At 32.2% G+C, this 14,101-nt stretch carries 14 protein-coding genes; 5 read left to right on the top strand and 9 right to left on the bottom strand.

The genetic code is table 11. The features are described 5' to 3' along the window. Positions 1–65: 65 nt before the first annotated feature. Positions 66–1,376 carry a dihydrolipoamide acetyltransferase family protein gene (locus tag Q0678_RS06640; protein WP_299055623.1) on the bottom strand — a complete coding sequence of 437 codons (1,311 nt, stop codon included), beginning with the start codon at positions 1,374–1,376 and terminating at the stop codon, positions 66–68. Positions 1,377–1,726: 350 nt separating this feature from the next. Here Q0678_RS06640 and Q0678_RS06635 point away from each other — a divergent pair, with 350 nt between their 5' ends. After that, positions 1,727–2,185, top strand: a complete 459-nt coding sequence (locus tag Q0678_RS06635; RefSeq protein ID WP_299055620.1) for a hypothetical protein — start codon at positions 1,727–1,729, stop codon at positions 2,183–2,185. Positions 2,186–2,198: 13 nt separating this feature from the next. Here Q0678_RS06635 and hemF read toward each other — a convergent pair whose 3' ends face one another. The 7 genes from hemF to hemA form a co-directional block, all read right to left on the bottom strand. Further along, entirely contained in the window at positions 2,199–3,119 is a 921-nt protein-coding gene (gene hemF / locus Q0678_RS06630; RefSeq protein WP_299055618.1) for an oxygen-dependent coproporphyrinogen oxidase, read from the bottom strand. A 116-nt stretch (positions 3,120–3,235) separates the two neighbouring features. Continuing rightward, on the bottom strand, positions 3,236–4,267 hold the full coding sequence (hemE, locus tag Q0678_RS06625) for a uroporphyrinogen decarboxylase (protein ID WP_299055616.1): 1,032 nt from the start codon (positions 4,265–4,267) through the stop codon (positions 3,236–3,238). A gap of 42 nt (positions 4,268–4,309) precedes the next feature. Further along, positions 4,310–4,687, bottom strand: coding sequence for a GxxExxY protein (locus Q0678_RS06620; RefSeq protein WP_299055613.1), 378 nt, complete (start codon positions 4,685–4,687; stop codon positions 4,310–4,312). A gap of 75 nt (positions 4,688–4,762) precedes the next feature. Then, positions 4,763–6,052, bottom strand: a complete 1,290-nt coding sequence (hemL, locus tag Q0678_RS06615; protein WP_299055610.1) for a glutamate-1-semialdehyde 2,1-aminomutase — start codon at positions 6,050–6,052, stop codon at positions 4,763–4,765. Positions 6,053–6,114: 62 nt separating this feature from the next. Beyond that, the gene (gene hemB / locus Q0678_RS06610) at positions 6,115–7,080 is read right to left on the bottom strand and encodes a porphobilinogen synthase (protein WP_299055608.1); all 966 of its coding nucleotides are present in this window, start codon (positions 7,078–7,080) and stop codon (positions 6,115–6,117) included. A gap of 117 nt (positions 7,081–7,197) precedes the next feature. Beyond that, a complete protein-coding gene (hemC, locus tag Q0678_RS06605) occupies positions 7,198–8,787 on the bottom strand; it encodes a hydroxymethylbilane synthase (protein WP_299055605.1) in 1,590 nt (529 codons plus the stop codon). 9 nt (positions 8,788–8,796) lie between these two features. Next, entirely contained in the window at positions 8,797–10,032 is a 1,236-nt protein-coding gene (gene hemA / locus Q0678_RS06600) for a glutamyl-tRNA reductase (RefSeq protein ID WP_299055603.1), read from the bottom strand. A 205-nt stretch (positions 10,033–10,237) separates the two neighbouring features. Between hemA and Q0678_RS06595 the strand changes: the two genes are divergently transcribed. The 4 genes from Q0678_RS06595 (at position 10,238) to Q0678_RS06580 (ending at position 13,434) form a co-directional block, all read left to right on the top strand. Continuing rightward, positions 10,238–11,122, top strand: coding sequence for a helix-turn-helix transcriptional regulator (locus Q0678_RS06595; RefSeq protein WP_299055601.1), 885 nt, complete (start codon positions 10,238–10,240; stop codon positions 11,120–11,122). A gap of 17 nt (positions 11,123–11,139) precedes the next feature. Then, positions 11,140–11,640, top strand: a complete 501-nt coding sequence (locus Q0678_RS06590) for a TrmH family RNA methyltransferase (RefSeq protein WP_299055599.1) — start codon at positions 11,140–11,142, stop codon at positions 11,638–11,640. 82 nt (positions 11,641–11,722) lie between these two features. Beyond that, a complete protein-coding gene (gene hemH, locus Q0678_RS06585; protein ID WP_299055596.1) occupies positions 11,723–12,739 on the top strand; it encodes a ferrochelatase in 1,017 nt (338 codons plus the stop codon). 125 nt (positions 12,740–12,864) lie between these two features. After that, positions 12,865–13,434 carry a CopD family protein gene (locus Q0678_RS06580; RefSeq protein ID WP_299055594.1) on the top strand — a complete coding sequence of 190 codons (570 nt, stop codon included), beginning with the start codon at positions 12,865–12,867 and terminating at the stop codon, positions 13,432–13,434. 15 nt (positions 13,435–13,449) lie between these two features. On the opposite strand, the gene recR is transcribed toward Q0678_RS06580, so the two are convergent. Further along, positions 13,450–14,067 carry a recombination mediator RecR gene (recR, locus tag Q0678_RS06575; RefSeq protein ID WP_299055592.1) on the bottom strand — a complete coding sequence of 206 codons (618 nt, stop codon included), beginning with the start codon at positions 14,065–14,067 and terminating at the stop codon, positions 13,450–13,452. Between the last annotated feature and the right edge of the window lie 34 nt (positions 14,068–14,101).

Below are 14,101 nucleotides of genomic sequence, written 5' to 3'. Positions count from 1 at the left end.
TAATAAAGAAAAGCCTTTTTGATTATATCAAAAAGGCTTTTTAATTATGCTGTATTTTTAAAAGTTTAAAAATCTTGATTTACATCCCAAGCTTCTAAAATATCTTTTAGGGTTTTGATAAACATTCCGCCCAAAGCACCATTTACAACCCTATGATCATAAGAATGTGAAACAAACATTTTTTGTCTAATTCCTATAAAATCTCCTTCAGAAGTTTCTATTACTGCTGGCACTTTTCTTATAGCACCAAGAGCTAAAATTGCTACCTGAGGTTGGTTTATAATTGGGGTTCCCATAATAGATCCAAAAGTACCTACATTGGTAACTGTATATGTACCACCTTGAATTTCATCTGGTTTTAAAGCATTGTTTCTTGCTCTATTTGCCAAATCATTAACTGCAGAAGTCATGCCTACTAAATTCAATTGATCTGCATTTTTAATCACAGGCACTATTAAGTTTCCATCTGGTAAAGCAGCAGCCATTCCTAAGTTAATATTTTTCTTTTTAAGAATAGTATCTCCTTGTAGTGCAATATTAATTAAAGGATATTTTTTAATTGTAGTTGCAATTGCTTGCATAAAAATAGGTGTAAAAGTTAGCTTCTCTCCTTCTCTCTTCAAAAAAGCATCTTTTACTTTATTTCTCCAATTCACAATATTGGTAACATCTATTTCTATAAAAGATTGAACATGCGCAGAGGTTTTAAGAGAATCTACCATGTGCTTGGCTACCAATTTCCCCATTCTACTCATTTCTATAATTTCATCTTCACCGCTTACAGAAATAGGTGTGGATTTTGGTACTGATTTTTCTTCCTTAATAACTGATACTTTTTCTACTTTATTAGAAGTATCAGCAGAGTTACCTCTATTTTCAATAAATGATAAAATATCGTCTTTAGTAACTCTACCATCTTTTCCAGAACCTTTAATTGCTTCTAACTCGTTCATAGAAACATTTTCTGTCTGTGCAATATTTCTAACTAAAGGTGAATAAAATTTCCCTGAATCTGAGTTTTTAACAATAGGTGCAGCTATTATTTCTTCTGCTTTTTTAATGGTAGAAACTACCTCTTCTACATCTATATTCTCTTCTACATTACTAGTATTGCTAGCTGTTTGAATCTCTTCTTGATTGGTCTCTATAATTGCTATGGTTTCTCCTACAGCAACAATATCATCTTTCTGATATAAGACTTCAATTAAAGTACCTTCTACTTCAGATGGCACTTCAGAATCAACCTTATCTGTTGCAATTTCTACAACAGCATCATCGAGTTCAACTACATCTCCAACTTCTTTTAACCATGAGGTAATGGTTGCCTCGGCAACGCTTTCACCCATCTTAGGTAACTTTAATTCAAATCTTGCCATTTGTATTTTCTTTTAACGGTTACAAAAATACATAAAAACATCTTTTTAAGTACTATTTTATAGTAAAAATGCTAAATATACATTTATAAAATTTTATATTATTTATAAAATTTTACGCAATAAAAGATAATTTGTTGTGTATAAAATAATAAATTAATTAAATAGATGAAAATAATGCAACAAGTAATGGTTTTTAAGATTTTTATGCAAAAGAAAAAATGTTTAACCATAAAAGCTAAATAGTTTACAACTTTAAAAAGGGAGTTCACAACATTCATTTTTTCAAAAAGTACTACGAGCGTAAATTGCACCAGATTTCAAAAACAATTATTAATTAAACAACTTATATCATGAAAAATTTTAAATCAGTATTCGCATTAATTTTATTACTAACAATTTTTAATGTTCAAGGTCAAAAAATGGTAATGACCAATTACTCTCACAATTTAATAGAACATTTCTTTTTTAAGAAAGCGACAGAAAATTTAAGTACACCAAATGTGCCACCTATTATTAATAACAGAAAGTATACTTATAGATACAATGGAAAAGATGTTTTAGTGCATTTTAACAGAGACAAGCACATAGAATACTTTAACAATAAAGAAAACTATATTGTTTCTAAATTAAATTATAGTTCTAATAAAGAATTTACATTAACTATAATAGAGTCTAACTTACCAAACTTCCCTTTTGGAAAAGGCACCAAACTAGACATTAAAATTACAAAAATTAAGAGAGGATGGATATATTATGAATCTACTCTAAAAGGATATACCTGGGAAGGTAAAATGAAAGAAGTTTTTTAAAACCCCCAAAAAACTAAGATTCCCCCAAAGAAGACAGCCAACTTTTAGGTGTAGATAATACCTCTAAAAGCTTGGCTTCTTCACTATTTTTACTAGGTTCGTTATTATACACCCATTGAACTGTTGGTGGCAAACTCATTAAAATACTTTCGATTCGTCCGTTTGTTTTTAAACCAAATAAAGTACCTCTGTCATGTACTAAATTGAATTCTACATAACGACCTCTTCTAATTTCTTGCCAATCTTTATGCTTTTTAGTAAACGGAATTTCTTTTCTTTTTTGAACTATGGGAACATAACTTTCTAAAAAACTATCTCCCACTTGAGTCACAAAATTATAACGATCTTCTATTGCAAACTCTTCATTTTCTTTTAAGTAATCGAAAAACAAACCACCAATTCCTCTTGCTTCATTTCTGTGGGTATTCCAAAAATATTCATCACATGCTTTTTTAAACTTCGGATAAAATTCTGGATGGTGTTTATCGCAAGCATTTTTACAAGTTTGATGAAAATGAATGGCGTCTTCATCAAACAAATAATAAGGTGTTAAATCTTGACCACCACCAAACCACTGTGTTACAATATTACCTGTAGAATCATACATTTCGAAATAACGCCAATTTGCATGCACAGTTGGTATAAAAGGATTTGTTGGATGTAATACCAAACTTAATCCGCATGCAAAAAAATTACCCTCTTTTACTCCAAATTGCTTGCGCAAAGCTTCTGGCAATTCCCCAAAAACTTTTGAAATATTTACACCGCCTTTTTCAAAAACAGCACCATTTTCAATTACTCGTGTTCTACCGCCGCCACCTTCTGCTCGCTGCCAATTGTCTTCTTTAAAAGTGGCTTTACCATCTACTTTTTCTAAAGTTGATGTGATAGTATCTTGTAATTCTTGAATGTATTTAAAAAATTGTTCTTTCATTTTTTTTGATAACGAGTGCTTGCGTTAGCGATTGAAATGGCATCCTTTTTGCTTTTTTAAGCAAAAAGATATAATGGAAAGCGCGACCTTTAGGGAACGCCCAAATTTAACTTCTTTTAATTAGGACTTTTATACTCTTTTACGGCGTCTATAAAAGCTTTGGCATTGTCTAAACCTATGTTTGGCAAAATACCATGACCTAAATTAACGATGTATTTGTCTTTTCCGAAATCATTGATCATTTGTGTGACCATTTTTTTAATTTCTGCTGGCGGAGAAAACAGTCTTGTAGGATCGAAATTACCTTGTAAAGTAATGTTACCGCCTGTTAAATAACGGGCATTTCTAGCAGAACACGTCCAATCTACACCTAAAGCTGCAGCGCCAGATTTTGCCATTGTATCTAGGGCAAACCAACATCCTTTTCCGAATGCAATTACGGGTGCATGCTCTTTTAAAGCATCTATAATTTGCTGAATATATTGCCAAGAAAACTCTTGATAATCTACCGGAGACAACATACCGCCCCAAGAATCAAAAACCTGAACTGCATTGACACCTGCTGCCACTTTTGCTTTTAAATAGGCAATCGTTGTATCGGTAATTTTTTGTAATAATTGGTGCGCTGCAATCGGATTTGTAAAACAAAACTCTTTTGCTTTGTCGAAGTTTTTAGAACCTTGCCCTTGAACACAGTAACATAAAATTGTCCACGGAGAACCTGCAAAACCGATTAACGGAATTTCATCATTTAGTTTTTCTTTGGTTGCTTTTATGGCTTGGTACACATAATCTAACGCCACATTTACATCTGGGACAATTACATTGTCTACATCTTTTTGTGTACGAACTGGGTTTGGCAAATAAGGCCCAAAATTAGGTTTCATTTCCACATCGATATTCATGGCTTGTGGGATGACCAAGATATCTGAAAACAAAATAGCAGCATCCATACCGTATCTTCGAATAGGCTGCACTGTAATTTCAGAAGCTAATTCTGGTGTTTGACAACGTGTAAAGAAATCGTACTTCTTTTTTATCTCTTGAAATTCTGGTAAATATCTACCTGCCTGACGCATCATCCAAACGGGTGGTCTGTCTACCGTTTCTCCTTTTAAGGCTCTTAAAAATAAATCGTTTTTTATCATAATATTTTATTAACCGCGAAGACACAAAAGTTCGCAAAGGTTTTATAAGTTGTTCACTATTCTTTTGATCCCATATTTAATTAGACTTACATTAAAATTTATTAACAAACCTAGTTTACAGTCTGATAATCTTAAATATGTTATCATTTGTGCAGTATGCACATCTTCTAATTTTTTAACTGATTTTAATTCTATAATAACTTTATTTTCAACCAATAAATCTATCCTATAACCTGCTTCCAATTTCAAATTATCATAAACTACTGGTAGTACTTTTTGTTTCTGAATAACCAAATTACTCTTGTCCAATTCATAAAACAAACATGCCTCGTATGTACTTTCTAATAAACCAGGCCCTAATGATTTGTGAACTTTATATGCACAGTCTACTATAATTTTAGAAATCTCATTTTCAGACATAATATGAATTCATAGTTGTTACTTCTAAAACTTTGCGCCCTTTGTTTCTTTGCGGTTATTTTATAAATAATAGCATTAAGAACTAGTAGCTACTTTTTGCATCGCTTTATCTACTGCAATACTAATTTTTTTAATATCCTTCTCTGATAGTGCTGAATTTAAAAACCATGCTTCAAACTGACTTGGCGGTAAGAAAACTCCGTTTTTAATCATTTCCCAAAAGAATACAGCAAATTTTTTGGTGTCTGAAGTTTGTGCTTCTTCAAAATTTGTCACTTTTGATTTGGTGAAAAATGGATTCATCATAGAACCAAAACGATTTACCACTACATCTACATTGTGCTTTTTTGCAGCCTCTAATAAAATGACTTCTAAAATAGCGCCAACTTCTTCAAACTTCTGATATGGATTTTGCCTCTTTAACTCTGTTAAGGTTGCAATTCCACCTGCCATTGCAATTGGATTTCCGCTTAAAGTACCTGCTTGGTACATACCGCCCAAAGGAGCAACTTGTTCCATTATTTCGTTTCTTGCTCCGTAAGCTCCTACCGGAAAACCACCACCAATTACTTTTCCTAAACAAGTTATATCTGCAGTAACACCTAATACTTCTTGTGCGCCACCAAACATAGATCTAAAACCTGTCATTACCTCATCTGCAATTAACAAAGCCCCTTTAGTTTCTAAAAATTCTTTTAGCTCTTTTAAAAAGTTGTTTTGCGGAATTACAACGCCCATATTACCACCAATTGGCTCTATAATTACACCTGCAATATCATCATGGGTTTCAAAATGCGCTTTTACACTTTCTAAATTATTGTATTCTGCAATTAAAGTATTTTTTACAGCTCCTTCTGGCACTCCTTTAGAGCCCGGTAAACTTAATGTTGCCAAACCAGAACCAGCTGCTACCAATAATGCATCTTGATGCCCGTGATAACAACCCGAAAATTTAATAATTTTATCTTTTCCAGTAAAAGCTCTTGCCAAACGAATTCCGCTTAAAACCGCTTCTGTACCTGAATTTACAAAACGAACTTTATCCATTTCTGGAAAAGCATCACAAACAATTTTTGCTAACTTTATTTCAGCTTCTGTAGATGCACCAAAAGAATAGCCTTTTTTTAATGCTTTTTTGGCTGCTTTTTCAACTGCTTTGTGTCTGTGACCTAAAATCATAGGTCCGTAAGAAACTACTAAATCTACATACTCATTGTCATCAACATCTACAATTTTACTTCCTTTTGCTTTTTTGATAAACAACGGATTTCCGCCAACAGATGAAAATGCTCTAACAGGAGAGTTTACTGCTCCTACAAGGTTTTTCAATCCTTTTTCGTATAATTCTTGTGATTTTTTAAACATCTTTATTGTATAATTGTTTAGTTTTTGAATCGTGTAATTGTTCAGTTACACAATTAAACAGTTTAACGCTTCAACAGCAATCTAGCTGCTTCCTTAGCAAAATAGGTAATAATAATATCTGCTCCTGCTCTTTTCATAGATAGCAAACTTTCTAACATTACTTTTTCGCCATCAATCCAGCCTTTTTCTGCGGCTGCTTTTACCATCGCATATTCTCCACTTACATTGTAACATGCAATCGGGCGATCGAAATTATTTTTTAAATCTCTGATAATATCTAAATAAGACAATGCTGGCTTTACCATTAAAATATCTGCTCCTTCTTGATCATCAAAAGTTGCTTCTCGCAACCCTTCATCTCTATTTGCAGGATCCATTTGATAGGTTCTTCGATCTCCAAAAGTAGGTGCAGAATCTGCTGCATCTCTAAAAGGGCCATAAAATGCTGAGGCATATTTTACAGCATACGCCATAATTGGCAAGTTTACAAAACCGGAATTGTCTAAAGATTGACGAATCATATCTATCGTGCCATCCATCATTCCTGACGGCGCTACCATATCTACACCCGCTTTTGCATGCGAAATTACTTGTTTTGCTATATTTACCAAAGTTGCATCATTATCTACATCATTGTCATGAATAATTCCGCAATGTCCGTGAGAAGTATATTCACAAAAACAAACATCTGTAATAACGTATAAACTCGGATAGTTCTTTTTGATAAAACGAATTGCTTGTTGCATAATTCCGTTATCATTCCAAGTTTCTGTTCCTTCATCATCTTTTTCAGAAGGAATACCAAATAACAATACTGCTGGAATATTTAAAGCAACAACCTCGTCTAATTCTTTAGAAATAGTATCCAAAGAAAAACGTTTGATACCAGGCATTGAAACAATTTCTTTTTCAATATTTGTACCTTCTTCAATAAAAAGTGGATATACAAAATCGTCTACCGAAAGTTTTGTTTCTTGCACCAATCTTCTAATTCCTTGGTGTTTTCTTAATCTTCTTGTTCTAAACATTTACAAAAACTTTTTATCAGTTCGAGCGCAGTCGAGAACTACTTATATCTCTTACAAGCTGCGCTGCTATTTCAATCTAAAATAATATAGACATCAATACTGCTAGAGATTACTTTTTTATTTTGAATAATATGTATTTACCAACTCTAGAAGACTTTCTACATCTGGCATATTTGCTACTTCTACTTTTTCGAAATGTTTTCTAGCAACCGCAGCAGTAGTTTCACCTATACAAAAAGCAACTTTGTTTGTATGGTTCATTTCTAAATAGCTTTCTATACCAGACGGACTATAAAATAAAACACCGTTAAAAGTATCTGCTATTGTAACCGGACTCAACATTGTTTTATAAGCCTCTACTTCATCAACAACTATATCGTTCGCTTTTAAATACGTTGGTAAAACATCCATTTTAATATTGCTACAAAAATAAGTTGCATTTTTTGTAGTCGTCTTTTTAGAGATGTATTCTGCTAATTTTAACGCATTTTTAGCAACATGTTGCACCTTACCAATCTTACGTTCTATTAATTTTTTGGTTCTTCTACCAACACAAAAAATATTTTTAAAATTCATTTCATCTTTTGTAAATGAATTTAAAAGTGACTCTACACCATTCTGACTGGTAATAATTACGTTCTCTATTTCTTTTTGAACTACTTTAGCAGAAAGCCTATTGAAACGTATTTTAATAAAATCGCTATCATCTACTCCTAAAGATTCTGATAAAACTTCTTTTTGAAGTTCAGATAATTTCTTGGTAGAATAAACAGAAGCCAACTTTGTAGCTGCCTCTTCATCTGCCAACATAAGCTCTTTACCGCCTTTATTGATAATATAATCTGCACAATCTTTTGCCAAGTAGTGATGACTTCCTAGCTTTATTGCTTTTTCTACTTTAATTTTTTTAGAGCCGTCTTTACTTAACAAAACTCCTTTAAAATTTACCTCTTCTGTTTTAGAATTCACATACGCTAACGCACCTATTGGCGCAGTACAACCACCTTCTAGCAAGCGTAAAAACTCACGTTCTACACCTACACATACTTTTGTTTCATGATGATTTAATTGCTCACAGGCATCTAAAACATAGGTGTCTTTTTCTAATGCAGCAATCATAATTGCACCTTGTCCCGGTGCAGAAACCATCCAAGAAAGATCTATTGTGCCTTCTGGCATTTTGCCCAATCTTTCTAAACCAGCAGCAGCAAAAACAGCTCCATCCCATGTTTCACTATTTTTTAGCTTTTCTAATCGAGTATTTACATTTCCTCTTAAATCTTCAATTTTATGAGTTGGATACCTGTTTAACCACATGGCTTTTCTTCGCAAACTACCTGTTGCAATTACTCCATTTGGCTGCCCAAAAAATTCTTCATTCCCTTTTAAAACAAGCACATCATTGTAATTACCACGCTTTAAAACAGCAGCCTGCACAATACCTTCTGGCAAAGCAGTTGGCACATCTTTTAAAGAATGTACAGCAATATCAATATCGCCGTTTAACATGGCAACATCTAAACTTTTTGTAAAAACACCGGTTACACCTAACTCATACAAAGGTTTGTCTAAAACAATATCTCCTAAAGATTTTATAGGCACTAAAACAGTTTCATACCCTAATGCTTCTAATTCTTTTTTTACTGTATTGGCTTGCCAAAGCGCTAATTCACTTTCACGAGTTCCTATTCTAATTACTTTCTGCATGTCTTTGGGTTATGATTGAAATACTTTCTGAATTACATCTATGCTTTCTGAGACAGCAGTGTCTTCATTTTTAAGATGCTTTACAAATTGTGTTGTAATTTTCTGAATGAATCGTGACGTTAAGATTTCTGCTTGCTGCTCATCGAAATTAGAAATTTTCTTTTTCTGAAAATTAATTTCATCATTCTTAATATTTTCTAGAGATTTTTTTAACGCTGTAATTGCAGGCGTAAATCTTCTATGGTTTAACCAATCGTTAAACTCTGATTTGTTAGCCTCTATAATTTTTTCTGCAGTGGGTACTTCTGCTAAACGAACAGCCAACGTTTCGTCTGTTATTTTTGATAATGCATCTACATTAACCAATGTTACCTTGTTGTGATCATTTACATTGTGCGCAACATTTTCTGGCATCGATAAATCTAAAATTAAAAGCTCTTTACCTTCTGCAATCTGTGCCTTTGTAACTGTTGGTTTTTCGGCTCCGGTAGAAACAATTAAAATATCTGCATTTGCAATTTCTTCTGTTAGGTTCTCTATGGAAGCGTTTCGGATAGCCTGAAAATCTTTTGCAAATTCTTCTGCCTTTTCTTCAGTTCTATTAATTAAGCAAACTTGCTTATTATTGGTATATTCAGCAAGGTTTTTACAGGTATGTTTCCCCATTTTTCCCAAACCAAAAACCACGATGTTTTTAGCATCAAAATCTACAACATTTTTTATAATGTACTGCACAGCAGCATACGAAACAGAAGTAGTTCCTGAACTTAATTTTGTCTTATTTTTTACTTTTTTACTAGCTTGTAAAACACTGTTTACCAAACGCTCTGTGTATGCATTTGTTGTTTTTACTTTTTTAGCAAGTTTAAAAGATTGTTTTAACTGACCAACAATTTCATAATCGCCTAATATCTGGCTATCTAAACCTGTACCAATTCTGTACAAGTGATTAATGGCAAGTTGATCTTGGTATATGTGAGAAAAATCTGAAAATTCTGCTGCATTTCCTTCAGAGAAATCACACAGCAACTCTATTAACAAACAAGGCCTATTTGCAAAACCAAATATTTCTGTTCTGTTGCAGGTAGAAATTATAAATGCGCCAGAAATACCTTTATTTTTTGCCGCTTTTAAAAGTGCAATTTGGTTTTCTTTAGACACAGAAAACTTACCACGCGTTTCTGCATCTGCTTTTTTATAACTTACTCCAATATTGTAAAAGCGCTCTTGCCCTAATTCTTTCATAAATTGTTAAGATGCCACAAAAATAAAAACTTCAATAAGATAAAAATGTCGCAAAAAGTATTTTTAATAACGTTAGATGTTTTTTTAATGTTTTTTTTGAGTTAAAAAACATAAAAACCCTTATTTTTGTACTTGTAAGAAGAATTTACAGATGCTTTATATAGAATAATTCTAAATAAACAAAAATTCAAAAACAAAGTTGCACATGTTTAAAAATGTCGGAGAAAGTTCTTTTGATGAAATCACCTTAGAAAAAGGGTTTTATGTTCTTCATTTTCAGAATGAAAATGACAAGGTTCAGAATTTTGTAAGAGAAATAGACAATACTTTTATACAAATGCATTTTTGTTTAAGAGGAAACTCTAAATTTCTGTTTAATGATGGCGCATATACTTTTGATGTTTTAGATAATAGATCTATTTTGTTGTACAATCCGCAGAGAGTATTGCCTATAAATTTAGAGATTCAACCCAAAACAACATTGGTTTCTCTATTAATTTCTATAGAAAAATTTCATTCTCTATTTTCAAAAGAATCAGGATACATTCCTTTTTTAAGTGATGAAAATAGCAATCGAAAGTTTTATGACGACCAAGAGATCAAACCGACAATTGCTATTGTGTTGCAGCAAATTATAAATTCTAACATTAACAGTTCTATTAGAGAACTATATGTAAAAGGAAAAATTTACGAATTGTTGAGTTTGCACTTTCAAAAAGATGAAACTACAAATGCAGAATATTGTCCTTTTTTGGTTGATGAACAAAATGTATTAAAAATTAGAAGAGCCAAAGAAATCATTATATCTAGAATGTCTGAACCACCAAGTCTGCAAGAATTGGCATCAGAAACGGGCTTAACGTTAAAAAAACTTAAAGAAGGTTTTAAACAAATTTACGGAGACACTGTGTTTAGTTTTTTGTTTGATTATAAGATGGAGCATGCCAGAAAATTACTAGAGAGTAATCTTTACAATGTAAACGAAGTCGGACTGCAAGTTGGTTACAGCACTGCAAGTCATTTTATAGCTGCTTTTAAAAAGAAGTTTGGCACCACTCCAAAAAAGTATGTAATGAGCATCAATAAATAATATTAAATTAAAAGGAATTGAAACAATTAACGCATTACGACATCGAAAACACACAAAAAGAGTTTCCTATAACAATTGTTTGTGATGCGATTAGAACCCCTGAAAATATTGGCATGTGTTTTCGGATTTCAGAGAGTTTTGGGGTAAAAAAAATATATTTTCATGAAAGCTCGCCTACTATTGAAAATAGAAAAGTAGTAAATACAGCCAGAAACACAATCAACCAAGTAGCGCATTCGTTTTATGATGATTTTGAAGTGTTAATTGCGCAATTAAAAAGTGAAGGAAATACAATTATAGGCATAGAAATTACTGATAAAAGTATCGATATTCAAGATTTTAATTTTAAAAATCATCAGAAAATCGTCTTACTTTTGGGTAGCGAAAGAAACGGAATAAAAAATATAAATACTGTTGATGCAACAATTGCAATACCGATGTATGGCAGAAATTCATCAATGAACGTAATTCATAGTTTGGCTATTACACTCTATGAAATTACAAATCAGTTGAAATAGTTAGTAGTTAGAAAAAAAAATAAAAATAGTTGTAGGTTTCAACTATAAAAATTTGAAACTTTCAATTTTGAAACTTAAATAAATGAAAGGAGTTTTATTAGTAAATTTAGGATCGCCAGCAAGTACATCTACCAAAGATGTTAGAAAGTATTTGGATGAATTTTTAATGGATGAGCGCGTTATAGACGCTCCAAAATGGTTAAGAACCATATTAGTAAGAGGAATTATCTTAAACACCAGACCAAAAAAATCTGCTAAAGCATACAAAAAAATATGGTGGGACGAAGGTTCTCCTTTAATTGTATTATCAGAAAGATTGTTGGCTAAAGTGCAAGATAAAACAGAATTACCTGTTGCTTTGGCAATGCGTTACGGAACGCCTTCTATAAAAATGGGCTTGCAAGAATTGCATGACAAAGGGGTAACAGATGTACTTATTGTACCGCTATACCCGCAACATGCAATGGCAACCACAGATACCATTTTAGTATTAGCAGAAGAATTAAGAGCTGAGTTTTTCCCGGCAATGAAGTTCAATCATATTCCTGCTTTTTATCATAAAAAAGACTATATAAAAGTTTTGGGTGATAGTATAAAAAATCACCTAGAAGGTAAAGAATGGGATAAGATTTTATTTTCGTATCACGGAATTCCAGAACGTCATGTAAGAAAATCAGACATTACAAAATCTCATTGTAAGCCAAACGATAGTGTTAATTTTGAGTGCTGTAAAACAAGTTCTGCTGCGCATGAATTTTGCTACAAACACCAATGCTACGAAACAACAAAACAAGTGGTAGAATATTTAGACTTGCAACCACACCAATACTTTGTATCGTTTCAATCTAGATTAGCTGGCGACCCATGGCTACAACCTTACACAGACAAAATGCTAGAGAAATATCCAGAAGAAGGGGTTAAAAAATTAGCTGTTGTTACACCTGCTTTTGTTTCTGATTGTCTAGAAACTTTAGAGGAGATTGCCATGGAAGGTAAAGAAGAATTTTTAGAAGCTGGCGGAGAGGCATTTTACGCAATACCTTGTATTAATGACAATGACGATTGGGTAGATGTTTTGGTTAATTGGATTGAAGAGTAGATGTTAGATGTTAGATGTTAGATGTTAGATGAAATTTCAAAAATAAATTAAAAAACGTCAAAAAACTTTTTAACTTTATAACTCTAAAACATTTTAACTTTACAACCATAAAACTTAAATAAAATATGGATTTTTTATACATAAAAGCTTTACACATTATATTTATAGTCACTTGGTTTGCTGGCTTATTCTACATTGTTCGTTTATTTATCTATCATGTAGAAGCTGAAAAAAAACCTGAGCCTGCAAAAGAAATTTTGCAGACTCAGTATAAATTAATGAGCAAGAGATTGTGGTACATTATCAGTTGGCCTTCTGCAATTTTAGCAAGTATTTTTGGCTTTTGGATGTTGGTTAAAAATCCGTATTATTTAGAAATGCCTTGGATGCATATCAAGCTAAGCTTTGTATTCGCGCTATACTTTTACCATGGGTTTTGTCATAAAATATACAGACAACTTCAAAAAGATGTTGTAAAATACTCTCCTTTTAAATTAAGAATTATTAACGAAGCACCAACAATCATACTTTTTGCTGTTGTTTTTTTAGTGGTATTACAAAACAGTATCAATTGGATTTGGGGAGTTGTAGGAATTCTACTTTTTGGTATTCTGCTAATGCTTGGCATTCGACTTTACAAAAATATTCGTGCAAAAAAATCTTGGGACAAAGCAGAAAAAGAAGCTTTAAAATAGCAGCACTTACAAATATTAACTTTTTATACTCTGTTCAAAAGGAATTCTATTTACAATACTTCGCCCTAAAGTAACCTCATCGGCATACTCTAACTCATCACCCACAGAAATTCCACGAGCAATAGTAGAAGTTGTAATATTAAATTTCTCTATCTGTTTAAAAATATAAAAGTTAGTGGTATCGCCTTCCATCGTAGAACTTAAGGCAAAAATAATCTCTTTTATTTCTCCTTTTTCAATCTTAGCTATTAAAGAATCTATTTCTAAATTTTGAGGACCAATCCCTTCTATAGGAGAAATTTTACCGCCTAAAACATGATACAATCCATTAAACTGAGAGGTACTTTCTATAGCCATTACATCTCTAATATCTTCTACCACACAAACAATTTCTGGTTTTCTTTTTGTATTACTACAAATATCACATAAATTAGTATCAGAAATATTATGACATTTCTGGCATGTTTTTACATCATTTCTTAAATGCAAAAGTGCTTCAGACAAAAAAGTAGTATTACTTGCAGGCTGTTTTAACAAATGCAACACCAAACGCAAAGCTGTTCTTTTACCAATTCCCGGCAAACGACTTACTTCATTTACTGCGTTTTCTAATAATTTTGACGAAAAATCCATGAGTGCAAAATTACTAATTATGGATTACGAATTA

Origin of the sequence: uncultured Polaribacter sp., assembly GCF_947497125.1 — a bacterium.
Classification (GTDB): domain Bacteria; phylum Bacteroidota; class Bacteroidia; order Flavobacteriales; family Flavobacteriaceae; genus Polaribacter.
Note: the sequence above shows the minus strand (reverse complement) of the source record. Positions and strands in the feature narration are given on the sequence as shown.

Bases quoted from the DNA above. Each gene is read 5' to 3' on its own strand.
- hemE (WP_299055616.1), bottom strand. From the start codon at position 4,267: ATGATAAAAAACGATTTATTTTTAAGAGCCTTAAAAGGAGAAACGGTA.
- hemH (WP_299055596.1), top strand. From the start codon at position 11,723: ATGAAAGGAGTTTTATTAGTAAATTTAGGATCGCCAGCAAGTACATCT.
- Q0678_RS06640 (WP_299055623.1), bottom strand. From the start codon at position 1,376: ATGGCAAGATTTGAATTAAAGTTACCTAAGATGGGTGAAAGCGTTGCC.
- hemL (WP_299055610.1), bottom strand. From the start codon at position 6,052: ATGTTTAAAAAATCACAAGAATTATACGAAAAAGGATTGAAAAACCTT.
- Q0678_RS06580 (WP_299055594.1), top strand. From the start codon at position 12,865: ATGGATTTTTTATACATAAAAGCTTTACACATTATATTTATAGTCACT.
- hemA (WP_299055603.1), bottom strand. From the start codon at position 10,032: ATGAAAGAATTAGGGCAAGAGCGCTTTTACAATATTGGAGTAAGTTAT.
- recR (WP_299055592.1), bottom strand. From the start codon at position 14,067: ATGGATTTTTCGTCAAAATTATTAGAAAACGCAGTAAATGAAGTAAGT.
- Q0678_RS06620 (WP_299055613.1), bottom strand. From the start codon at position 4,687: ATGTCTGAAAATGAGATTTCTAAAATTATAGTAGACTGTGCATATAAA.
- Q0678_RS06595 (WP_299055601.1), top strand. From the start codon at position 10,238: ATGTTTAAAAATGTCGGAGAAAGTTCTTTTGATGAAATCACCTTAGAA.
- hemC (WP_299055605.1), bottom strand. From the start codon at position 8,787: ATGCAGAAAGTAATTAGAATAGGAACTCGTGAAAGTGAATTAGCGCTT.
- Q0678_RS06635 (WP_299055620.1), top strand. From the start codon at position 1,727: ATGAAAAATTTTAAATCAGTATTCGCATTAATTTTATTACTAACAATT.
- hemF (WP_299055618.1), bottom strand. From the start codon at position 3,119: ATGAAAGAACAATTTTTTAAATACATTCAAGAATTACAAGATACTATC.
- hemB (WP_299055608.1), bottom strand. From the start codon at position 7,080: ATGTTTAGAACAAGAAGATTAAGAAAACACCAAGGAATTAGAAGATTG.